Source organism: Pseudoneobacillus rhizolycopersici (assembly GCF_054786815.1).
The window spans coordinates 1-22,249 of sequence record NZ_JBTOOE010000010.1 but is presented as its reverse complement, the minus strand read 5'-3'; the positions used below and the strand labels follow the sequence as shown (position 1 = coordinate 22,249).

The following is a 22,249-nucleotide window of genomic DNA, read 5'->3' as shown; positions in this document are numbered from 1 at the left end:
TAAACCTTCTTAAAAATTTTACCACTACAACGTTTATTCTAAAATCTTAGCCAAAGTATACCATTTCTCAAGCTTATCTTCTACTACGGAAATAGGCACGTGTAAAAGGCAAATAAGGAAGATGAGATACCTGGGGAAGTCTGTTTTGTGTTAGTTATACTTACTATTTTGTAAATATTAAAATGATTCATTTTATCATGATTACGGAATTCTATCCAATGTCTACAAGTTGAATGAATCGGTTATAATGAGATTTGTACATAAGAGCAAATTTATAGGAGTGAAGAGGATGGCTGTAGATGTTTATCTTGTTTTTAATGGGAATTGCCGAGAAGCGGTGGAATTTTATGCAAAGGTGTTTAATGCCGGAACACCAAACATTATGAGTTTTGGTGATTCACCGCAAAGTCCAGAATATCAGCTTCCCGATGAAGCCAAGAATTTAGTTATGCACGCGCGTCTTAACATCGATGGGAGCAATGTCATGTTTTCGGATACCTTTCCTGGTCAGCCAGTTGTGGTAGGAAATAACGTGACACTAGCTTTAATTAGTAAAAATATCGATGATTTAAAATCCTGGTATGAGCAATTAAAAGATGGCGGTAAGGTTGAAATGGAATTACAGGAAACCTTCTGGAGTAAGCTTTATGGCCAAGTAACCGATAAATTCGGAATCCATTGGCAAATCAACTACGACAATGGCGAAATGACCATGTAAAAGGGACACAGGCTCTTTTCCTTTTGAGAATAGAGCCTGTGTCTTTTTTTGGGGGGAATTGTAACTTAGTGGTGAGGCGCTGGGGGCGTTATGCCCCATTTTTTAAGAAAGACGAAGTACAGGAATAGCCCCTCCCTGAGAAAATAGATACCCCAATTTCCTAAACAACCAAAAAATATTTTAAATTCTCTTACAAGAATCATCCAATTACCCTTATTTTTCTAGTAAAATAGATAAATGACATGACAATACAATGGAGGAAGCGTAGGGAGGACGGTTCCTGCGCCTCTATTTCATTGTTTGGTAAAAAATAGGAGATTGGTGACAGGCACCAGGTGATGAGATGAAAATTTCAATTGAGGAAATAGGTAAAGAGTTGGGAGAAGAGATTCTGATTCGATGTCATGAGGTTGATGATGAGGTGCATGAAATTGTAAACAGGTTGAAGACGGAAAATCCTATTGTGCTCGGTTATCAAAATGATCGAGTTTACCGTATTCCTCTTCGGGATATTTATTATTTCGAGGCGGTTGATGGTAAGGTTTTTCTTTACTGCAAGGATCGTGTTTATGAGGTGAAACAAAAGCTTTATGAACTAGAGGAATCATTCAAAGGAAAGAACTGTTTTCGTGCCTCCAAATCAACGATTTTGAACATCGCTAAAATTGCATCTATTTATCCGTCGATTAGCGGCCGATTTGAGGCGGTGCTTGATAACGGGGAACGTGCTGTTGTCTCTAGGCAGTATGTGCCTGTCCTGAAAACCTTGCTTGGATTGTAAATGGGAGGATAAATGGATGAAGCGTTCCGATTTAGTGCGAAAATTGATAAGGGATTTCTTGCTTATTTTTGCAACGATTATCATGATTATTACTTTTTTGCGTCAAATATATGATCCCCAGACGGTCTTTGATCTAAAGTCAATTTACATCATTATGGCATTTTCATTTATCAGTTCTTTAGTGGGATTTATTTTATACTCACCGAATGATATCAGTGAGCAGATTATGCGTCTCAGAAGGGCGATTCATTTTTTAACATTAGAAGTTCTATTAATTGCCCTTGCTAGCATTTTCGACATTGTGAATAGTGGGGTAGAGGCAATCATTTTAGCCGTGCAAATAGCCGCCATCTATATCATTGTTCGGCTGCTGTCATGGCATCATGATAAAAAAGAAACCAATAAAATCAACGAAAAATTAAAGTCATTCAAAAAAGAGGTTTAAGAGCAGGATTTGGTGCGGTTAGCTGGATAGCTACCGCCTTTTTGCATCTTATTGGCCCGTAGATACAACTTACTGTTTTTCTATATACTTCTTTTTGATGATTTTTTATGATGAGTTCATAAAAATGAATGAAAAGAGAGGAAATCATAACTATGGCAATGATTTTATTATTGTTTGCTTTGATTTTTGAGATAGCTTTTGCCGTCTATTGTATGTTTACGAAACAAAACCATACCAAAATAAAGAATTGGATTCGTATTGGTGTATTTAGCGTATTTGTTATTTTAAACCTTGCCTCGGTGATTATTTGGAGCTTGCGCTGGGTCATCGTTGCGGGACTGCTTTTCCTATTAGCGGTAAAGGGGGCGGTATCGCTTATCCGAAATAAGGCGAATATCCGTGGCTACAAAACTTCTAAAATTGTCTGGAAATCGATTATGGTGACCTTGGCATTGGTTTTTGCGTTTGCGCCAGCAATTATTTTTCCACAGCATAAATCACCAAAAGTGACAGGTGATTATCATGTTGCGACTGCTACTTATACTTATGTTGATAAAAATCGAATCGAAGAATTTACCGATGCTGGCGACAACAGATTGGTGAATGTGGAATTTTGGTACCCAGAAAAGGCAGATGGAAAATATCCACTATTGGTGTTTTCACACGGTGCTTATGGAATTAAGGCAAGCAATACCTCTACCTATACGGAGCTTGCGAGCCACGGATATGTTGTCGTTTCCATCGATCATCCTTATCATTCTTTTTATACTAGATCGGAAGATGGGACGATGGCGACAATTAACTCTGAATATAATCTTGAAGTCAGCAATGCCAATAAAGATGGGATTTACACGAAAGAAGAAGCGTTGGAACTCATTCAAAAATGGATGAAACTGCGTACGGATGATATGAATTTTGTTATCGATACAGTTCTAGAACATGTGAAGGGTGGAAGTGACTCAGTTTATCAACATATTGATGCTGGGAAAATTGGTGTCTTCGGGCATTCGATGGGCGGTGCAGCGAGTGTTTGGCTGGGCAGAGAACGTGCTGATATTGATGCAGTCGTCAATATAGATGCCCCATTCTTTAGTGATCTTGTATATAAAAAAGACGTCGATGATTATGTGGCTCGTGACGAAGCCTTTACAAAACCGCTACTTAATCTTTATTCCGATGATGTTTGGGAACAACTTGACAGCAATACCACTTATGTTGCGAATAAGTTTGATAATAAAGTGTTCCAAGACGCCTACACAGTTCATTTTAAAGGGGCCAAACATTTAAGTCTGACAGATTTACCGCTTTTCTCACCGATACTTGCCAATGTATTGCAAGGCGGAAAAGCCGACATCGACCCCTATTATTGCATCGAAACCGCAAACCAACTCATCCTCGAATTCTTCGACGACCAACTCAAAGGAACTGGGAAGTTTAGTTCGGAGAGAACTTATTAGTTTACCATAACGGTGACAGGCACCGTCCGTGGACAAATCCGCTGATTTGTCCGCGGTGGGTGGACAGGTGCAGGTGCTATGGCAGATTTGGCGGAAGGTTTGTTATGGTTGATTGTTTATTGGAAAGATTTTAATATAAAATAAGGGAATGGTTGGAAACATAATTCATAGTTTTATAGAGTAAAAGGGCGGTGAAAAGATGTTTTTAACAAATACAGAATTTCCAATTTTGGAGACGGATAGGTTGATTTTGCGAGAAGTGACTTTGGGGAATGCCGCTGATATTTTGGTGTATCTTTCCGATCCTGAGGTGATGAAGTACTATGGATTGGCACCTTTTGAAGGAATAAAGGATGCGGAAGACGAGATTGGCTGGTACCGGAAAATATGGACCGAAGAGACAGGGATTCGTTGGGGAATTACGTTGAAGGGGACGGATACTGTCATTGGTAGTTGTGGGTTTCATCAACTTTCCAAGCAACATTTACGGGCGGATATTGGTGCAGAACTAGCGAAAGAGTATTGGGGAAAAGGGATTGTCTCCGAGACCTTTCAAGCGATTCTTACTTACGGATTTAAAGAGCTAAAGTTGAATCGAATTCAGGCGTTAATTGAACCAGACAACATCGCATCGCAAAAATTGGCTGAAAAATGTGGATTTACTAGAGAAGGATTGCTGCGACAATATGAATATACCAATGGCAAATTTGATAATCTTTATATGTACTCGCGCTTGAAGGAAGAATAGCCAGCGGTACTAATAGAGGTAAAGCTTGAAAGAGAATATGCGCTACGGGTGGCTTATACGTGCTCCTTTACAAAGGGAAGGTCCAAAATAAACAAAATGGCATCATGACAATTCATGGTGCCATATTATTTGTACTAAAGAGTGAAACAGAATTTTGGATATTTTTAAGATATAATTCCTATTTATTAGTGGATTGGTGACAGGCACCAACATGAGGACTTTTGTTCCGCTATTGGTTCATCAGGAGGTGATTTTGGCCTGAGGTGATACCAATAGCGGATTGTTTGTCAGTGTTAGGTATTATTTTAATAGATAATACGTTTTTTTGTTGGTTGAGGATGTCTCCTCGACGATTGGAAGGTTTGGCTTTTGGGTTTTACCTGGAATCTCGAATTGGTAGGTAGGGAAGTAGTAGTCTCCGACTCCCGTTTTATAGACGACTTCTCCCGTTCGCTTGTTTAAGCCATAAAGACGATTCTTAAAAACCACGATATAATTTTTGCCGAAAAACTCCTTTGCCGGATTCATGAGATAACTAATAAAAAATAGATGATCCCCTGAAACGACTGTGCCCGAAGTATTATACCCAGCATGTTTCTGGCTCCAAAGCAATTTCCCTTTATCATTAAAAGCATACATCCGGCCAGAAAATTCATAGCCTAATTTCGTTTTGGCATCATCCACATATTGGTTCGTTGATAGAAAAATTAGATCCTTATCAAAAGCGATGCTTAGAAAAAAACCGTCATACGGCTGCTTCCACAAAAGCTGAAAGGCTGGGTCGTAAACGACCAACTGTTCCTTGTAGGTGACTGGGTCCCCAGTTGTCAGATAGACATACCCATTAGGCGAAAAATAAGGACGTCCCTCTAGAGTCGGATCGTTGATGACAAGATTCTTTGTGCCTTTTGAATCAAACGACCATAAGCCATTAAATTGGTCGGTGACATAAATTTTACCCTTATAAAGAACTGGTGGGGATCCGACCATCCCGACTCCCTTTGACCAAAGGATTTTTCCCGTTTTAACCGAAACGGCGACAACCCTTGAATATTGCTTACTTGGATCGGAGCCTCCAAACTGTTGGCGCTCAAATGGTCGGTCCGTCACAAAATAGAGGATATCCCCAGAACGGACATATTGATAACCATTCATATTAATCGAGCCGTTTAAATCGGTACTATAGACCGTTTTTCCTTGTGTATTTAATACTAAAAGCTTATGAGGGCCACTAATGGACGAATTTCGATTCGATTCCTTCAGAAAAATCAGATTTCCTTCCACGGCTAAAATGCCATAACCTTGGTGATAATCCTTCTTCCAAAGCGTTTTCCCATTTTTCTTCGCAATCAACTGACCAGTGATAGCAAAGCCAAGATCAATCCTTTTGTAATACACCTGTACCCCGTTGTCCGTCTTATCGTATTGCTGCTCTAATGGGACAAAATACTCCTTTAATCCCGGATACTGCTTAGGATTTGCAATATTCTCCTTCTTCACTGCTCCGGAACTAGCCGAAATCGTTGATGTCCCCAACATGGCGAACACGATAACCATCAAAAGCAGCATTCTTGTGCCCCTAACAAAAACTCGCACTCTCATTTCCCCTTTCTTCTTTCGACACACTAAATTTTACTAGAATAACAAAATAGTTTCTAATGAAGTGCCTGTAAAACTAGCACTTCAATAAATTTCAGGTTGGTTGTTTACAAAATTTAGGAAGTTGGTGACAGGCACCATATCCGTTGGCACTACATCCGTTCAAAAAATTTCGATAATTACGACATAAATGGATTTTGGCTATCGAAGGATATAGGGAAATCATTATAAGGGGGCTTTTTGTGTGAAGAATTCATTATTTAAGATTGCTGTTCCAACTTTAGCTTTTGGTCTTGCGTTTGCGCCGATTGCGAACGCGGCACCGCAAGAGACTACTTCAAAAACTGTCGTAACTGTAAAAACTACAACAGTAAAAAAGGTAGTCGTTAATAAACACGTAACAAAGAAAGAAAAAGAAGCCATTAAGAAGTTAGCTAGTATTAACAAGAATGTTTCAAAAGTCGAAGCGAGTGTTAAAAAGCTTTCAACAGCAACGACAGATTTTTATGAAAAAGCTGTAACAAGTCTTGTATCCAACAAAGTAGAAGCTAATTTTTACTCAAGTACATCCGGCAAACTAAAAGCGAATTCCAATCAACTAAAGGCATTGAAAAAGCAAGTCGACCATGTGGCAAAAAAATATCGAGGTACAGATGCTGTGGCTTCTGCCTATAAGAAGATTGCAGACCAAAATGCCGCCATTTCCGCAACTAGTAAAAATTTATCCGATTTGCACAAACAATTTACATTAGGCTTAACTGAACAAGAAGCGAAGGAGCGCTTTGTGGAGATTTTCACTAACATTTCCAAGGTGGAAACAAGCGTGGCAGAACTTTCAAAAGCAACAGCAGAGTTCTATACAAAAGCGGCAACAGATCCTTCCGTAACGGCTAAAGTGGAGGCTGAATTTTACACAAGCACATCCGGTAAAATTAAAGCTAACCAAAATCAATTAGATTCACTCAAAAAACAACTTGACTATGTGGAGAAATTTTACAAGGATTCAGAGGCTATTGCTACTGTCTCCAAAAAAATGGTGGATTTAACTACTGCAAATTCAACGGCTAGCAAAACACTAACTGACCTGCACACGCAATTTATGACAAAAGTGAAAGAGCAAGAAGAGAAAGAGAAGTTAATCTCGATTACAAATGAAATAACGAAAGCAGAAGCAAACGTAGCGGCACTATTAAGATCCACTGTGGAGTTTTATGCAAAAGCAGCAACGGATGCGACAATAACGGCAAAAGCGGAGGCTGAATTTTACACAAGCACATCCGATAAAATAAAAGCCAACAAAACTCAATTGGATTCACTCAAAAAGCAACTTGATTCTTTGGCGAAAACGTACAAAGATACAACGGTTATTGCTGTTCTCTCCCAAAAGATCGTCGAAGTAACGACCACGAATGCAACGGTTAGCAAAACGTTAACTGATCTGCACACGCAATTTGTGGCAAAAGTGAAAGAGCAAGAAGGAAAAGCAAAGTTAACCTCGATTACGAATGAAATGGCCAAAGTAGAAGCAGACGTAACGGCGCTATTAAAAACCACTGCTGAGTTCTATGCAAAAGCGGCAACGGATGCAACCGTAACGACTAAAATGGAGGCAGAATTTTACACAAGCACATCCGGTAAAATAAAGGCCAACAAAACTCAATTAGATTCACTCAAAAAGCAATTAGACAATGTGGCAAAAATTTATAAAGATGTCGACACTGTCGCAACTTATAAGAAGATAGCCGACCTAAATGCCTTGGTTTCTGTAGCTAGTAAAAATGTAACCGACCTGCACACGCAATTTGTGGCAAAAGTGAAAGAACAAGAAGCGAAAGCAAAGTTAACTTCGATTACGAATGAAATTTCTAAAGTAGAAACAAACGTAGCGGCACTATCAAAAGCAACAGTAGAGTTCTATACAAAAGCGGCAACGGATCCAAAGGTTACGGCTCAAGTCGAAGCTGATTTTTATAAGAGTACATCCAACTCATTACTAAATTACACCAAACAATTACTAGGAGTACAAAAACAACTTGATCAGTTCGTTAAAAACTATGGCCAATCCGTTGATACAACAGCTGCCTACTCCAAAATCACAGCTCAAAATCAAGCAATCACATTAACCATAGAAGCCTTAATCAAGTATCACATCACATTCAAACCAGCACCACCAACCACTACCAACCCTTAAAATATAAACAGCAAAAAACCGTCACCCACTAACCAAAAGTGACGGTTTTTTTTTGAAATCTCCAGAATTTAGGAGATTGGTGACAGGCACCATTTACATTTTTTATATTTTAAATTTAGCTACGAGTTTTTGAAGCTGCTCGGCCAGTTCGGATAGGTTCTGGGCCGATGATGATACTTGTTCGATGCTTGCGACGTTTTCTTCTGTGCCAGCGCTGATTTCAAGGGATGCTGCAGCACTTGTTTCAGCGATGCGCTGTACATTGTCGATTGTTTGGACGATTTGGGTACCTAACTGATTTAGCTCTTCGATTGAGTTTGATACTTCTTCGACTCTAGTTGTGACAATCTCAATTGAATTCTCGATTTGCGAGAAAGCACCTTGGGCGTCTTGAGTAAACGCTAATCCCTTATCCACTTCGTTATTCTGGCTTTCCATCGACTCAACCGCATGATTAGTTTCTTTTTGAATGATACTAATCATATTGGTAATTTCCTTAGCTGAAGTTCTTGTTTGTTCTGCGAGTTTTCGAACTTCGTCAGCAACAACTGCGAACCCTCTTCCATGTTCACCTGCACGTGCTGCTTCAATCGCAGCATTTAATGACAATAGATTTGTTTGGTCGGCAATTCGGGTAATAAAATTTACCACCTCATGAATTTCTTTCGAGCGATTACCTAAAGAAAGAATGATTCCAGTTGTTTCCTCTACTGAAGTATTAATTTTTTTCATCTGATCAACAACTTGTTGGATGGACTCTCCACCCTCTTTAGTAAGGTGGTTCGCCCCTTCACTGGATTGAAGCATATCTTCGGCATTTTGCGAGATTTGCTTAATTCCAACAGCCATTTGACCCATAGAATGCTTTACCTCAACAAATTCATCAAGCTGTTTCTTAATACCATCGGCAGTTTGGTGGACCATTTTTGAAATCTCTTCACTTGCCAAGCTGCTTTCCTGGGAACTGACCTTTAATTCTTCACTACTTGCTGCAACTGAGCCGGCAGACTCGCGAACCTCACCGACTACCGCCTGTAAATCAGCTGTCATACGATTAAATGCATCACCAAGCTCACGAATTTCGTCTTTTGAGCGTACATCTATCTTTTCGACTGTTAAGTCACCTGCTGCTACCTTCTTAATGGCTTCTGCCACCGATTTAACTGGACCAACAATTTGTCTACTAATTAATAAGGCAATTCCAATTCCAAAAATTAAGGCAACCAGAATAGAAATTAGGACCGTCCACTGAACCGCCACTACTTCTGACGTTGTCTTTTTAACTCCATCCTCCATTTCCTTAACCTGAATCGCTACTAATTCGTCTACGACCGCCATAAATTGAGCTTCAGCCTCAGTGCCACTTGTGCTCATTAAATTAATATAAGCTTCTTCATCGGCTGCCATTTTTAATTCAATCGATTGTTTAATAATGGCTTGGTAATTTTCATAGGCAGTTTGTAGATCTGCTAGTAATTGTTTTTCTTTACCTTCTTTAGCTTTATCAACTATTTCTGCATAAGTAGCTTCAAAGACTGTCATTGACATATCATATTGGGATAAATATTCTGAGTCACTCGAGATTAAATATCCACGTGTTGCGAGTGTTTGATTGGCAACCTCTTGCTTTAAATCCTTTACAGTGATTAATTGGGAAACCTTCTCCTCCATTAACTCCTTATAATTCTCGTTCACTTTTAATAACTGATAGCCCGCAAATCCACCGACCAGTAACATTAAAAATAAAACGATACCAAAACCACCCAGCAACTTCTTCCTAATGGTCATTTTCGTATTAGACTTCGTCTTTTCTTTTTTCTTTAATTTAAACTTTTTCCATTCCATGATGACTGAATCCCCCATCTCTTTAGTCAAACTTATTTCGACTACGCATTAAAATTGCTTCTAGAGTTAGTTCACATTTTGTCGAAAATTTTGATATTATTAGTAGTTTAACATTTGTTCTATGTTAAAAAAATTCCAATATTCAAAATGTTAGATTCTGAAATTAGGATGATAGATTTTCTGAAAGAAACAGATGACGAATATTTTATTACCTAACTCCTTTTAATGGTGAGTTTACCTTAATTTTCTGCTAATCTCCTATATTTTGTTTTAAAAAATTCACATTTTCTTCACATATTCTTTAGAAATTATGATTTTTTAACTTGTACTCTCTAGAGGAAATGTCAGAATTAAACCCATTTGTTTCAAAAGATACAGACCAGAAGCTACTCGGTACTTCTAAAGGCTATGGGATTCAAAGGTTCCTAAACTAAACGCTGAGATAAAAAATAAAGTGCCTGCAACACCGAGGTTTGTCGAACCTCAGAAGTTGCAGACACTTAATTAATTAAAAAATCATGAACCAATCCTTTATATATAAACGGCTTACTGAGTGTGGCCGAAGTTTTCATGCTTACAGTCCAATACTCCTCCCCGTTTTCTGAGCTTAGGGCATAAAGAGTTGGCCCGTCCTTCAGGAAAATGATATCACATTCATGTGAAAGAATAAATTTGTCTTCAAAGCGCAATTTTCTTACCCACTTTATTTCCCCTGAAAGAGACTTGCATATAAGCTTGTCATTATTCAGTAGGATGAGAGCTTGATTGACAATTTCCTCAATCGATTCTCCCTCATTTAGAGCTAGCACACGTGGGGTACTTTTGAAAGTTTTTAAACTAATTGCTTCAATGTATTGATCTTCAAACATACCATTCATCTCAGTGACTTCACCACCGATTAGAACCAAATGATCTTTTGATAGAACAACCTTTCGCAGTGGTTGAGAGAAACCAACTTTGTTCAAAATCAATCCCGATTTCATGCCAATCATAAAAATAGAGTTATTTATCATATAAAGAATGGTGTCTTTATATGCTGCTAAAAAGGTTGGATTTTTCCCTTTAAATGGTAGGGTCCACTTTTGTATACCTGTTTCTTTATCTAAAACGATTATAACACCGTGGGTTGCGACGGCTACTTCGTCAATTCCGGAAACAGCAGGAAGTCTTATTGGGTTTGGAAAGGTTTTCTCCCATTTAATATCTCCTGTTATTCTATCTATACAGGAAAGAGAAGCGCCATTTTCCTGTGCTCCCAATTGCTCCCCGAAATTATTAATTGCGTAAATATAATCATCAAAATCTGATTCTATATTGCTATAACCGTTATGTTTATAGGTAAAATTCCATAACACATCTCCTGAATTTGGATGAATTCCAACTAGCATCCCACCAACTTTTCCGAAGATAATATTATTCTTTAGAGTGAAACTGGGGTAACCAGGAAAATGTTTTTTCCAAACAATCTCAGTCCCCCTCATAAAAGTAACCTTTGACACAATCCTCACCAAGTTCCTTAAAAATTCACACGAAAAAAGCTTATAGTTTCATTTTATAGGTGTAGGTTTAATGTGTCTAGATGATAAAAAATGTGTATTGACACTCTGATTTACGTCCAACTTTGTGCCTGATGATGTCGAAGATAGAACAGGAAAAAAGACTCATGTTTTGTCGGGATTTTTCGAAATTAAGGAAGGGATATGAATGAATTTGTCGAAATATTATGTGTATATTTATTAGAGGAGTGAACCGCATGGAGAATAATTTGCGCGTATTGATATGTGATGATTCTGTATTAATTCGGAAAAAAGTTAAAGAAGCGTTAGAAAAGTGTCATTGTCTCGAAATTATGGAAGCTGAAAATGGAAATGTTGCTGTTGAAGTCGCAAAAACAAATAATTTGGATTTAATTTTTATGGACATTGTTATGCCAGACAAAGACGGCATTGAGGCTTTAATAGAGATAAAGTCCATTCATCCGGAGGTAAAGGTGGTCATGGCATCATCGGTTGGGACTAACAATCTATTAAAAAATGCCTTACAAAACGGTGCCTATGATTTTATTCAGAAGCCTATCTCCTTCGAAGCAATCCAGCAAATTGTTGAAAAGGTTTTGAGGGAGGGAAAGGTAAATGTTTAGTCAATTCTTTGGGCATTATTTATTAAATCATGGGTTTATTACAAGGGAACAACTGACTGATGCGCTTGAATTTGAGAAATCGGTTCATGTGAAGTTTGGGGTTATTGCTGTAGACGAGGGTTTCATGACAGCGGTTCAGGTTGCAGACGTCCATGAAAAGCAAAAACAGATGGATAAACGATTTGGTGAAATTGCTATTGAGCTTGGCTACTTAACTAATGATCAAGTTGATGCACTCGTTTCAAAACAGAAGCAAAAACACTTATTTTTAGCACAAGCGCTTGTTGACCGTGGCTATATGACAATTGGGCAGTTCGAGTCGATTTTAAATAACTATAAAAAAGAAAATAGTCTTTCGGATGAACAGTTTGAAGCGATAAAGATTGGTAGTATCGATGCATTGATAGAAAATGTTTTCCATGATGAAGAGAGAAAGTTAACTTACGGAAAATATCTTTCCCTTTTTACTAAAAATATGTATCGCTTTATTGACGATGAGGTGTACCTTGAGGTTTCCGAACAAAATGAAAATCTAAATGGAGATTGGGTAGTATACCAAGAAATCATTGGGGAATCCCCCCTTAATACAACTATTTCCGCCGATAGAGAAATGCTCCTTTATATAGCTTCGAAGCATGCAGAGGAAGAACTAACAGAACTTGATGAACTCGCCAAAGCATCAGTTAGTGAATTCTTAAACTTAACTAACGGAATTTATCTAGTCAATAGGTCAAATTGGGGGACAGAATTAACAATGAATCCCCCAATTGTCAGCCAAGGTCTGCAGGTTTTAGATAACCAGACATGTGTGGATGTTCATACCTCAAAGGGAACATTTCAATTAATTCTAGGGTAACAACATAAGAGAAGGACAGCTGCTATTACAGTGGCTGTCCTTCTTGAATATTTCATTTGTTTCTAATATAAATGGCTATGAAAACAAAGTAATGGACTCATTTAATCGCTTTGAATAAGGTGTTCTATTAAAATAATAGATATGAGCGAAAAAATAGAATGGCCCAAAAAGTAAACAATTCTTCGTTTATTCTTCCTCAATATTAAATTGATTGGATCGGCGTTCCATCTCGTAGGCAAGTTGGACTAACATCTGGATGGAGGCTGTTGTCTCAGCCATTGAGAGATTTTGATGCTCTGAAGCAATTGCTACCTGCTCCATTTGCATTGAAATTTCTCGCGAAACGGAAGTAATTCGTTCAATTTGCTCATTTGCGTTTTCAATTTCTTCTTGAATATTGGTTATTGTGGAATGAATCTGTGAAACATCACCACTTACTTTTTGTGTGTATTCTTTGATTTCATTAAAAGCTTTACCTGCAAGTTTAACTTTTTCAATTCCAATATCAACAGTATCCTTTCCGATTTTAGTAAGTTCAAGAGCTTCAGAGGTTTTTTGTTCCATTTCCAACAAGATACTGTTTACGCTTTCGACACTTTGGGAGGTCGCTTCAGCTAGCTTTCGAATCTCGTTCGCCACAACTGAAAATCCTTTGCCGTGTTCGCCAGCTCTGGCGCTTTCGATTGAGGCATTTAGAGCCAATAAATTGGTTTGACTTGCTATATTTTTGATTATGGTAAGGATGTCATTTACGCGATTGACTCTCTCTTGTAACATAGTCATCGTTTGAAAAATATTATTCGTACTGTCATGGATATTGTTCATTTCCTCCATGGAATCGATAATGATTGAATTTCCCTGATTTGCTTTAGTCGAGACTTCAAACGATTCTGTTGATGTTGATTGCACCTGATTGGTGATGATTTTCGTTTGATTTGTTATATGCTGAAATACATCTGAAATTTTCTCTGCATCCCTAGTTTGGTTTAGGGAGTGTTCCGCCACTTCCTTGAAGGTTTGGGCTACTTTATCACCAATCTTTGTCACTTCGATTGTGCTGACTGATAGTTCTTCCGAAGACGCGGCTAATTCCCTTGATGTAAAAGATGTTTGTATTAATGCCTGTTTCAAATTAGTTACCATCTTGTTAAAATTATCATTTAACAATTGGATTTCGCCCCTAGCCTTTAACTTTTCTGGCTTAATGGTTAAATCCCCGTTTGCGATTGTTTCTGTATAAGAGGTTAATTCTCTTAAAGGAAGAATCGTTTTTCGGACATACAGAATAATAATTGTACCCGTTAATAGTAACGAAAGGATCCCTACTACGATGGTCGATGATACCATGCTCCATGTCCGTTCCGACAAAATTTTCGCATCAAAGTCAATCGCACTAATGGCTACCACCTCACCATGTTGATCATGGTTTTCAAAAATCGGAGCATAGCCTGTCATACGTTCCAAACCTTTAAATTTGTATACATCCGAAAAGATTGGTTGTTTTTCTTCCTGAATCTTCTTTAATATTTTGGAATCTACTTTATAAGTATCACCGACTTCAATGCCTTGATTTTGCGAAAATGTATCTACAACAATAATCTTTCCATCAAGAGATAAAATATATTGGTTCTCGAAAATCGGTTTATGTTCAATCGTCCAACTAATTTTTCTACCCAATTCTTCTGCTTGATTTGAAGTAAGGTTATTAAGTTGATTAATCTCTAATTCCGTAAGCAATCCAGTGGTGATGTTGGCACAACCAATTAATTCTATACCTGCTGCCTTTTTCACGTTTGAGTATGTAATTTGATAATTCGTAAATGAAATAACCGATAAACTAATAAGTGTTACTAAAGCAATTAACCATGATAATCTTGTAATAATCGACCTTTTCAAATTACCACCGTACTTTCCGAAGGATGTTATTTCTCTTTTATCTAAACCAATTTCCCTATATGATTTCTATGAATAAAGGTACACTTGCCTAACTTGACACCAACACCTCTTCCGAATGCTCCAAGTATAGGGCGAGGAATTCGTCCCACATCGAGAGAAATAGATTGGTTATGGTAGGGTCAAAGTGAGTACCTTTTCCTTCTTGGATGATTCTTTTTACTCTTTCTGGTGGAAAGGGGTCCTTATAGGCTCTTTTTGAAAGTAGGGCATCGAATACATCGACGATAGAGACAATTCTTCCTTCGACTGGTATTTCCTCCTCTTTTAGTTGAGATGGGTAGCCGCTTCCGTCCCATCTTTCGTGATGCGTGTTGGCAATTCGGGATGCCATTTGGATGACAGGCATGTCTAGCTTGGAAAGGATTTGATGGCCGATTTGGACATGGGTTTTCATTGATTCCCATTCCTCGCTTGAAAGTTTTCCTGGTTTGTTGAGAATAGAATCAGGAATGCCGACTTTTCCTATGTCATGGAATCGTGCTGCAATCGTAATGTCTTGGATGAACTTTTCATCAAAGCCAGCTAATTCGGCTAGTTTGCCTGCAAATAATCCAATCCTACTAACATGTTGTCCGGTATCATCGTCTCGAAACTCAGCTAGGTCAAGTAGGCTCTCAATGGTGTCAAATGTAATCTTTGCCTCTTCTGTGATATCCTGACTTACTAATATTCGATGGTTCAATTCGGCAATTCGGGACTGGGGTAATCGCCAAGTTTTATAATAGCGGGAGACTGTTCCGTTATCATAGTGGGTCAGCAAAGATTCCTTGTGATGCCCTCTAGCTGGGCAGCCTATGCATGGGGTCACCCGATAATAAAAAAGTTCGTAACAACGCTTTCCTGATAATTCCGATATATCTACCTCCCTGGAGGAGAGCAGTTGCTTGGCTTTTTCGTCCATCCATGTTAATTTTCCAAAATCAATCATATCGATTTCATAGGAGTATATATTTAGAAAGCTATAGGTATGTAAATATTTATAAGGGTTAAGGATTTCTTTCATAATCGCAAGGGTAAATCTCGTAAAACGTTCAAACGAGGTAAGAAAATTAATATATTCCTTTTTTCCTTGTACACCTCTTATGATAAAAGATTCCCTCAAAACTTCATTTAGCGTATCAACTATTAAAGTGAGTTTTTGGTCAGAGACACGATTATCAATTAATTGACGACTCCAATCCCTAATGATTCGGTAATAAAGTGCCTCGTCCCGATATACCCTATCTTGAAAAAATTGCTTTAAAAAGTTTTTCATATAAGGCATTAATTTTGTCAAAAATGATAAAAACTCGCTCCCTGTGCTGGTTCGAGCAATTAGTGCTTTTTCAAAACTTTTAAACACTTCATCAATTTGAAAGGTCAAAAAACCACTGAATTTTTCAAGATTAACAAAGTCCTCCTCTACCAGGCCTGATTTTTTCTGTAAATGCCTAAATTCATATCGAAGAGGGAATTGTGCTTTATCCAATTCAATCTCATTGTATGCATCAACGGTTAATTGCATATCAAAGTTTAAAAGGGCATGTATGGCATTTAGAAGGGAGAGTGCCCGCTCATTGGGCAACCATCTTGAAAGATGATTCGAAATCGTTTGAATTAGACGGCGTTGGGTAGAAATATACCAAGGTAAATCTAATCCAATACGCGAATGTACTCTCCCAATCTGCAATCGGTTTTGGACATACATTTCATCGATCACTGGTTCGAACACCTGTATTAAATACTTATGTTGAGAAAACTTTAACTTTTCTAAAGAAGAATGATCCTCAATAATCATTTTTAGGGTAGGTTCTTGATAAATCTCTTCATACAATTCGTCTACAATTAAGGATACGATCGGGAATAGTTGCTTTTTATGTTGATGAATAATATCTAGTGATTCTTCCGATAGTCCTGTCAGAGAAATTTGTGCGATTCGTTTTGGATCTTTTATTAAAATATAGGCCAAATATCCTCACGCCCCTTTTTCTGTAGTAGGGTTCATTTTTCTACATTTGCTCTTGTAATTCAGCTTTGATCAAAAACTGTCCTCTAATTCATTACGTTTCCGTTTCTCAATCTCTATTAAACAGAAGAGTATCTAAAATGAAACAAGCTAGTGTAAATTATACAAAAGATTTTGTTATTAAAATTATTTTATGTGGGTATTATCTCCTAGAGGGAGAAGGGAATCTAGGGAATTTTTCCTATTTTTGATGGGGAGATTTCCTATATTTAACTAGATGCAATAAAATAATCAAATCGGAATACTGGCTAAGGGTGGTATCGAATTTTGCATAGTATTTGGATGGAAATCAATCATAAAGAAATAAAAGCCGGAACAAATTAGGAGATTAGCAGTGAGAACAACCGAATATTAATGAGATTTTTAGGAGGAAAGAGCACATATAAGCTTATTCCGGCACACGAGAAACATAGGTTATCCATCCAAGAACTAAGATGATAAAATATATAAAAATACTATTTATAAAAAAATCCCATTAACTAAAACTCCAATGGAATGGGATTTGCTACAAAAGAAAGAGGAGTATCGGTAGTTTTAAAAAACAAGTACCTACTATTGAAGTAGGTTTTAACAAACTTTTTTTTCAAGCCACAAGGATTGAAATAGGTTAATCAAAGTCCAAAAATCCATTTTTAAGTGCATACTTAACAAGGTCAGGGCGTGTTTTTAGATTTAATTTATCCATAATTTTGTATTTATCGGATTCAACTGTTTTATTAGAAATAAAAAGAATTTCTCCAATTTCACGATTCGAATAACCTTTTGCTAAATAGGATAAAACCTCCTGTTCGCGCCCTGTTAGACTTTGGAGATTTATATCATCTTCGTTTGTTTTACTTGATTTTTTAATATAGTCTTCTAAGAGTAATTTCGTTGCATTTGGATATAAATACACTTCGCCCCTCTGAACTATCCGAATAGCCTCAATCAGGTTAAATGCATCGTGGCTTTTTAAGAGATAACTAGAGGCACCTGCCTCCAACAATTTGAAAAGATATTCCTTCCCCTCATGCATTGTTAGCACAATCACTTTTATATCCCGATTTGCCTCAGTTATTTGCTTCGTCGCTAAGATGCCATTTTTCTTTGGCATATTTAAATCCATAATCACAATATCCGGTTCCTTACTCAAAGCAATCTGAACAACATCCTCGCCATTATCAGCTTCATATAACACTCTCATATCCGGCTGACTATTAATCAACAACTTAATACCCGCCCTTACCATCGTATGATCATCCGCAAGAAGAATAGAAATCACAGAAAACATCTCCTAATCTAAAACTCTAACAAACACACTTTAAATTATATTATTCAGTAAGGGTGCCTGTCACCATCCGAATTATTGACAGTTTAAACCAAAAAATAGGAGATTGGTGACAGGCACCTGAATATGCTAAAATACATTTGAGATTTTTTAGATGGTTTTGTATAGAAGGGGCATATCCAATGAAAGAAAATGACTTTGTCCAATTTAACTATCAGATTATGTTTAGTCGCTTGAAGATGGTTTCTTATTTGTTGATTTTTACGTATCCTTTGTTTGTGGTTGTGGATTTGTTCCTTTTGGATAATGTGAATCATTTTGTTTTTCGAGTGAATCTTGCCGCCATCCACTTCATTGGTTTTGCTGTATCTTTGGTCTATGTTTGGATGCTTAAGTACAGAACTCAAACAAATCATGGTTTGATTGTTCATTTCTATGTTCTTACTTATTTACTTTTAGGGGTAGCTGCTTCTATTAATAGCCAGTTGCTAACAGGCAATATTACAGCCTATTCGATGATTTTAATTGCAGTTGCTGTTATTTTTCCCCTTCGCCCTAAGATGTTTGCCATCATCTTATTGACTATTCAGATCATGTTTGTTTTGGGTTTAGTTTTTCTTAATAAAGGTAGTTACACTTCGCTTATTATGAAACTAATTAATTCGACGGGCACGATTGGCGTTGCTTTTGTCATATCCTTCACGTTTTATTCTTACCGAAAAAGGGATTATTTTAATCAGTGTAAAATAAAAGCCAAAGAAGAAAGTTTTTATCGATTGTTTAATATGAATCCCTCACCTTTGATTCTAATAAATACTCAATCCTTTAAAATTGAACTTGCAAATAAACAAGCTTTGGACTATTACCAAAAGGAAGATGTTGCTGAGCTCAATGGCTGCTTTCTTTTTGACAGCCATGATGAAATGATCGATATGATTCAGCGCCTTCAAAAAGGGGAAACGATTGAAAACGTTTTAAAGCAATTGCAAACGATTTCGAATGCAACAAGATGGGCCATGTTGAATTTTGAATTAGTAGATTATCTCGAGACTCGGTGCCTGTTGATCGGAGTTTCAGATATTACTGATTTGAAGCAGGCGGAAGAAGAACTATTTAAACACGCGTCAACTGATGTGCTAACAGGGGTGATGAACCGGCGTGCAGGCATTCAACAACTCCATCAGCTTTTATTAAAACAAGAGGAATTTGTCTTGTGTTTCATTGACGTCAATCATTTGAAACAAGTTAACGACCAAAAGGGGCATATAGCTGGGGATGAACTATTAAAAATAGTAAGTCAAATAATAGTAAATCATATTAGTACTACTGATATATTGTTTAGACTTGGCGGAGACGAATTCATTCTTCTTTGTAAAAACAAAACCATCGCCGAAGTAGAATCTAATTGGGAACGTATCAAACATGAAATGGAATCCATTAGCCATTGTTTGCCACAACCAATCCCTATCTCAGCTTCACACGGGCTATACCACTATCAGCCAGGCGATCCCATAACCGTCGACCAAATACTTGAACACGCCGACACCGAAATGTACAAAGAAAAATCACGCGGACGAATCAACTCCTGACAAAAACTAGGATGATGGTGCCTGTCACCAATCTCCTAAATATTAGGAGATTGGTGACAGGCACCATCACTAATCACCTTCGCTACGCACTTGAGATTCTCGATTTTTCATGCTAAAATGTGTTTTAAATCCTATATATGAATGACTTTGATGAGGACGAGTAGTATGTGCTGGAATCGTTAGCGAGCCGGGGGTGGTGGGAGCCTGGTGAGGAGGCATGTATGAAGAACACCTCGGAGTTTCTAACCGAAATTTGTGTCGAACAAAGAGTAGGCTTAGACGTGACCAGGACGTTACAGCTGGGGTATGAATCATACATAGTAGAGCTGGTCTTTATGACAATTTGGGTGGTACCGCGGAAGCTAAACCTTTCGTCCCTTTTTTTAGGGGTGGAAGGTTTTTTTTATTGCAGAAAAAAGGAGAGATAACAATTATGTCAACAAGCGTTGTAGTCAAAGAATTATATGCGCAAACCGATCAATACGATGGCCAATTGGTTCGTTTATCTGGTTGGGTCAAGACCATTAGAGCCTCAAAAGCTTTTGGTTTTATCGAAGTAAACGACGGGACCTTTTTTAAAAACGTCCAAATCGTCATGGAAGATTCGTTAGAAAATTATCAAGAAGTGAGCAAACTTCCTATCAGCTCAAGTATTCTCGTTGAAGGAACGCTATTGCTAACACCAAATGCGAATCAAAAATTTGAAATCAAAGCAACGAAAATTGAGATTGAAGGGACTTCGCATGTGGATTACCCACTTCAAAAGAAGCGCCATTCTTTCGAATATTTAAGAACAATCGCCCATTTAAGACCGCGGACAAATACCTTCTTTGCCGTGTTTAAGGTGCGCTCATTAATTTCATTTGCGTTGCATCAATTTTTCCAAGAAAAAGGATTCATCAACGTACAAACGCCTATCATTACCGGAAGTGATGCAGAGGGTGCTGGGGAAATGTTCCGAGTTACCACAATCGACCTAAACCACCCGCCAAAAGATGAGGAAGGCCAAGTAGACTTTAATGAAGATTTCTTTAAAAAGAGTACGAACCTTACCGTGAGTGGACAGTTACAAGCAGAGGCATTTGCACTTGCATTCCGTAATGTTTATACATTCGGACCAACATTCCGCGCCGAAAATTCACACACTGCGCGACATGCAGCAGAATTTTGGATGGTCGAGCCTGAAATGGCTTTTGCCGAATTAAAAGATATCATCGTACTTGCCGAAGATATGGTGAAATATGTCATTAACTATGTTCTTGAAAATGCACCGGAGGAAATGGCCTTCTTTAATCAATTCATAGATAAAGAGTTATTAGAAAGATTAAACCATGCCGTTTCATCTGATTTTGCAACGATTACTTATACAGAAGCGATTGAGATTTTATCAAAAGCGGATGTGAAGTTTGAGTATCCGGTAAGCTGGGGCACTGATTTACAAACCGAGCATGAGCGCTATATTTGTGAAACTGTTTATCAAAAACCAGTCTTCATTACCGATTATCCAAAAGATATCAAGGCCTTTTATATGCGCATGAATGAAGACGGTAAAACGGTTGCCGCAACGGATCTACTCGTACCAGGCATCGGAGAATTAATTGGCGGTAGCCAGCGTGAAGAGCGCGAAGAAGTACTGGCCAAGAAAATGGAAGAAGTCGGTTTATCAGGCGAAGAATATCAATGGTATTTGGAACTGAGAAAATACGGCGGCACGAAGCATTCCGGCTTTGGAATTGGCCTAGAGCGACTCATCATGTACATTACCGGTATGACCAATATCAGAGATGTGATTCCATACCCTAGAACTCCAGGTAGAGCAGATTTTTAATCCAATTTGCTAAAATTTTTAACAAAACAAGCCTAATTCCTCCATTGAATCGAGGGATTAGGCTTGTTTCATTTTAGGGGGGCACAATACCTCCCCGAGCCAGGATAAAAATGACCTAAGGATTTGTAAATCCAATAGAGGATGTTACATTTCCAAAAATACCGCCTTCTTGAGCGAGCAACTAAAGTAAAGTCTCTCCTGTTATTTCCAAGAATGTTTGACTAAATAATGAACTTTAGTCGTAGATATGAGAAATATAAGTTATTTGGTTACATTATAGAATGTAGTGTACATTACTCCGAATTTCATTTTTCGAGGAGGGCATGGATATGAACGATATCAACAGTTTTGATCAATGGAAATCTTTTTTAAGCGATCGATTAGAGGAAGGGAGAAAAGAGGGGTTATCCCAAGAAGTCATTTCCGATCTGGCTTATGAAATAGGAAATTATTTATCGGAAAATGTCACTCCTGATATTCCTGAAAACAAAATTCTATCAGACCTCTGGAATGTCGCATCACCCGAGGAACAACACGCCATTGCCAACTTAATGGTAAAACTTGTGCAAAAATAGTAGAGAGTGGTGACAGGCACCATTCGTTAGTTCGAAGGATGACCCAATTGTTTGTATGGGTAAAAACCTAGATCGAAAAGGATCTAGGTTTTTAATCATCATCATCGTCATCGCAGCTGCAAGGATAGTCGTCACATCGTGAGCAGCATTGACATGGATAGTCATCACAGGTGGAGCAGCACTTGCATGGGTAATCATCACAGGTGGAGCAGCACTTGCATGGGTAATCATCACAGGTGGAGCAGCACT

General features: G+C 37.9%; 18 protein-coding genes and 1 other annotated feature. Of the genes, 11 read left to right on the top strand and 7 right to left on the bottom strand.

Annotation, left to right across the window (positions count from 1 at the left end):
• The first annotated feature begins 289 nt into the window (after positions 1-289).
• From ACX9YW_RS12025 to ACX9YW_RS12005, 5 genes are all read left to right on the top strand, one after another.
• Positions 290-718, top strand: a complete 429-nt coding sequence (locus tag ACX9YW_RS12025; protein ID WP_460346620.1) for a VOC family protein — start codon at positions 290-292, stop codon at positions 716-718.
• Between the two features lie 343 nt (positions 719-1,061).
• The gene (locus tag ACX9YW_RS12020; protein ID WP_460346618.1) at positions 1,062-1,499 is read left to right on the top strand and encodes a LytTR family DNA-binding domain-containing protein; all 438 of its coding nucleotides are present in this window, start codon (positions 1,062-1,064) and stop codon (positions 1,497-1,499) included.
• Between the two features lie 16 nt (positions 1,500-1,515).
• On the top strand, positions 1,516-1,944 hold the full coding sequence (locus ACX9YW_RS12015) for a DUF3021 family protein (RefSeq protein ID WP_460346616.1): 429 nt from the start codon (positions 1,516-1,518) through the stop codon (positions 1,942-1,944).
• Positions 1,945-2,096: 152 nt separating this feature from the next.
• Positions 2,097-3,401 (top strand): alpha/beta hydrolase family protein, encoded by a 1,305-nt coding sequence (locus ACX9YW_RS12010; protein ID WP_460346614.1) that lies wholly within the window; start codon positions 2,097-2,099, stop codon positions 3,399-3,401.
• 199 nt (positions 3,402-3,600) lie between these two features.
• Positions 3,601-4,149 (top strand): GNAT family N-acetyltransferase, encoded by a 549-nt coding sequence (locus ACX9YW_RS12005; RefSeq protein ID WP_460346612.1) that lies wholly within the window; start codon positions 3,601-3,603, stop codon positions 4,147-4,149.
• A 300-nt stretch (positions 4,150-4,449) separates the two neighbouring features.
• Here the strand turns inward: ACX9YW_RS12005 and ACX9YW_RS12000 are convergent, their stop codons facing one another.
• Positions 4,450-5,745, bottom strand: a complete 1,296-nt coding sequence (locus ACX9YW_RS12000; RefSeq protein ID WP_460346610.1) for an outer membrane protein assembly factor BamB family protein — start codon at positions 5,743-5,745, stop codon at positions 4,450-4,452.
• 247 nt (positions 5,746-5,992) lie between these two features.
• On the opposite strand from ACX9YW_RS12000, the gene ACX9YW_RS11995 reads away from it, so the two are divergent.
• Complete coding sequence (locus ACX9YW_RS11995) at positions 5,993-7,939, top strand: hypothetical protein (RefSeq protein WP_460346608.1); 1,947 nt, start codon at positions 5,993-5,995, stop codon at positions 7,937-7,939.
• Between the two features lie 102 nt (positions 7,940-8,041).
• Here ACX9YW_RS11995 and ACX9YW_RS11990 read toward each other — a convergent pair whose 3' ends face one another.
• Positions 8,042-9,784: a methyl-accepting chemotaxis protein gene (locus ACX9YW_RS11990; protein WP_460346606.1), complete on the bottom strand. Its 1,743-nt coding sequence runs from the start codon at positions 9,782-9,784 to the stop codon at positions 8,042-8,044.
• Positions 9,785-10,284: 500 nt separating this feature from the next.
• Positions 10,285-11,283, bottom strand: a complete 999-nt coding sequence (locus tag ACX9YW_RS11985) for an outer membrane protein assembly factor BamB family protein (RefSeq protein WP_460346604.1) — start codon at positions 11,281-11,283, stop codon at positions 10,285-10,287.
• Positions 11,284-11,537: 254 nt separating this feature from the next.
• Between ACX9YW_RS11985 and ACX9YW_RS11980 the strand changes: the two genes are divergently transcribed.
• Both ACX9YW_RS11980 and ACX9YW_RS11975 read left to right on the top strand, forming a co-directional pair.
• The gene (locus ACX9YW_RS11980; RefSeq protein ID WP_460346602.1) at positions 11,538-11,924 is read left to right on the top strand and encodes a response regulator; all 387 of its coding nucleotides are present in this window, start codon (positions 11,538-11,540) and stop codon (positions 11,922-11,924) included.
• A complete protein-coding gene (locus ACX9YW_RS11975; RefSeq protein ID WP_460346600.1) occupies positions 11,917-12,780 on the top strand; it encodes a cyclic di-GMP-binding domain-containing protein, MshE-related in 864 nt (287 codons plus the stop codon). The genes ACX9YW_RS11980 and ACX9YW_RS11975 overlap by 8 nt, the downstream gene beginning before the upstream one ends.
• 186 nt (positions 12,781-12,966) lie before the next feature.
• Here ACX9YW_RS11975 and ACX9YW_RS11970 read toward each other — a convergent pair whose 3' ends face one another.
• From ACX9YW_RS11970 to ACX9YW_RS11960, 3 genes are all read right to left on the bottom strand, one after another.
• A complete protein-coding gene (locus ACX9YW_RS11970; RefSeq protein WP_460346598.1) occupies positions 12,967-14,676 on the bottom strand; it encodes a methyl-accepting chemotaxis protein in 1,710 nt (569 codons plus the stop codon).
• 88 nt (positions 14,677-14,764) lie between these two features.
• Positions 14,765-16,684, bottom strand: coding sequence for an HD domain-containing phosphohydrolase (locus ACX9YW_RS11965; protein WP_460346595.1), 1,920 nt, complete (start codon positions 16,682-16,684; stop codon positions 14,765-14,767).
• A gap of 664 nt (positions 16,685-17,348) precedes the next feature.
• Positions 17,349-18,002: a response regulator gene (locus ACX9YW_RS11960; protein ID WP_460346593.1), complete on the bottom strand. Its 654-nt coding sequence runs from the start codon at positions 18,000-18,002 to the stop codon at positions 17,349-17,351.
• 188 nt (positions 18,003-18,190) lie between these two features.
• On the opposite strand from ACX9YW_RS11960, the gene ACX9YW_RS11955 reads away from it, so the two are divergent.
• From ACX9YW_RS11955 to ACX9YW_RS11945, 3 genes are all read left to right on the top strand, one after another.
• Positions 18,191-19,597, top strand: a complete 1,407-nt coding sequence (locus tag ACX9YW_RS11955) for a GGDEF domain-containing protein (RefSeq protein ID WP_460346591.1) — start codon at positions 18,191-18,193, stop codon at positions 19,595-19,597.
• 138 nt (positions 19,598-19,735) lie between these two features.
• Positions 19,736-19,979, top strand: a binding site (T-box leader).
• A 51-nt stretch (positions 19,980-20,030) separates the two neighbouring features.
• Positions 20,031-21,425 carry an asparagine--tRNA ligase gene (asnS, locus tag ACX9YW_RS11950; RefSeq protein ID WP_460346589.1) on the top strand — a complete coding sequence of 465 codons (1,395 nt, stop codon included), beginning with the start codon at positions 20,031-20,033 and terminating at the stop codon, positions 21,423-21,425.
• Positions 21,426-21,754: 329 nt separating this feature from the next.
• Positions 21,755-22,000, top strand: coding sequence for a DUF3243 domain-containing protein (locus ACX9YW_RS11945; RefSeq protein WP_460346587.1), 246 nt, complete (start codon positions 21,755-21,757; stop codon positions 21,998-22,000).
• On the opposite strand, the gene ACX9YW_RS11940 is transcribed toward ACX9YW_RS11945, so the two are convergent.
• Positions 21,974-22,249, bottom strand: a 276-nt coding sequence (locus ACX9YW_RS11940) for a hypothetical protein (RefSeq protein WP_460346585.1), incomplete at its 5' end; no start/stop codon positions are given. The genes ACX9YW_RS11945 and ACX9YW_RS11940 overlap by 27 nt on opposite strands.

What these genes read in the sequence shown, in the direction of transcription:
- ACX9YW_RS12025 (WP_460346620.1), top strand. Translation starts at nt 290, where the DNA reads ATGGCTGTAGATGTTTATCTTGTTTTTAATGGGAATTGCCGAGAAGCG.
- ACX9YW_RS12020 (WP_460346618.1), top strand. Translation starts at nt 1,062, where the DNA reads ATGAAAATTTCAATTGAGGAAATAGGTAAAGAGTTGGGAGAAGAGATT.
- ACX9YW_RS12015 (WP_460346616.1), top strand. Translation starts at nt 1,516, where the DNA reads ATGAAGCGTTCCGATTTAGTGCGAAAATTGATAAGGGATTTCTTGCTT.
- ACX9YW_RS12010 (WP_460346614.1), top strand. Translation starts at nt 2,097, where the DNA reads ATGGCAATGATTTTATTATTGTTTGCTTTGATTTTTGAGATAGCTTTT.
- ACX9YW_RS12005 (WP_460346612.1), top strand. Translation starts at nt 3,601, where the DNA reads ATGTTTTTAACAAATACAGAATTTCCAATTTTGGAGACGGATAGGTTG.
- ACX9YW_RS11990 (WP_460346606.1), bottom strand. Translation starts at nt 9,784, where the DNA reads ATGGAATGGAAAAAGTTTAAATTAAAGAAAAAAGAAAAGACGAAGTCT.
- ACX9YW_RS11980 (WP_460346602.1), top strand. Translation starts at nt 11,538, where the DNA reads ATGGAGAATAATTTGCGCGTATTGATATGTGATGATTCTGTATTAATT.
- ACX9YW_RS11975 (WP_460346600.1), top strand. Translation starts at nt 11,917, where the DNA reads ATGTTTAGTCAATTCTTTGGGCATTATTTATTAAATCATGGGTTTATT.
- ACX9YW_RS11955 (WP_460346591.1), top strand. Translation starts at nt 18,191, where the DNA reads ATGAAAGAAAATGACTTTGTCCAATTTAACTATCAGATTATGTTTAGT.
- asnS (WP_460346589.1), top strand. Translation starts at nt 20,031, where the DNA reads ATGTCAACAAGCGTTGTAGTCAAAGAATTATATGCGCAAACCGATCAA.
- ACX9YW_RS11945 (WP_460346587.1), top strand. Translation starts at nt 21,755, where the DNA reads ATGAACGATATCAACAGTTTTGATCAATGGAAATCTTTTTTAAGCGAT.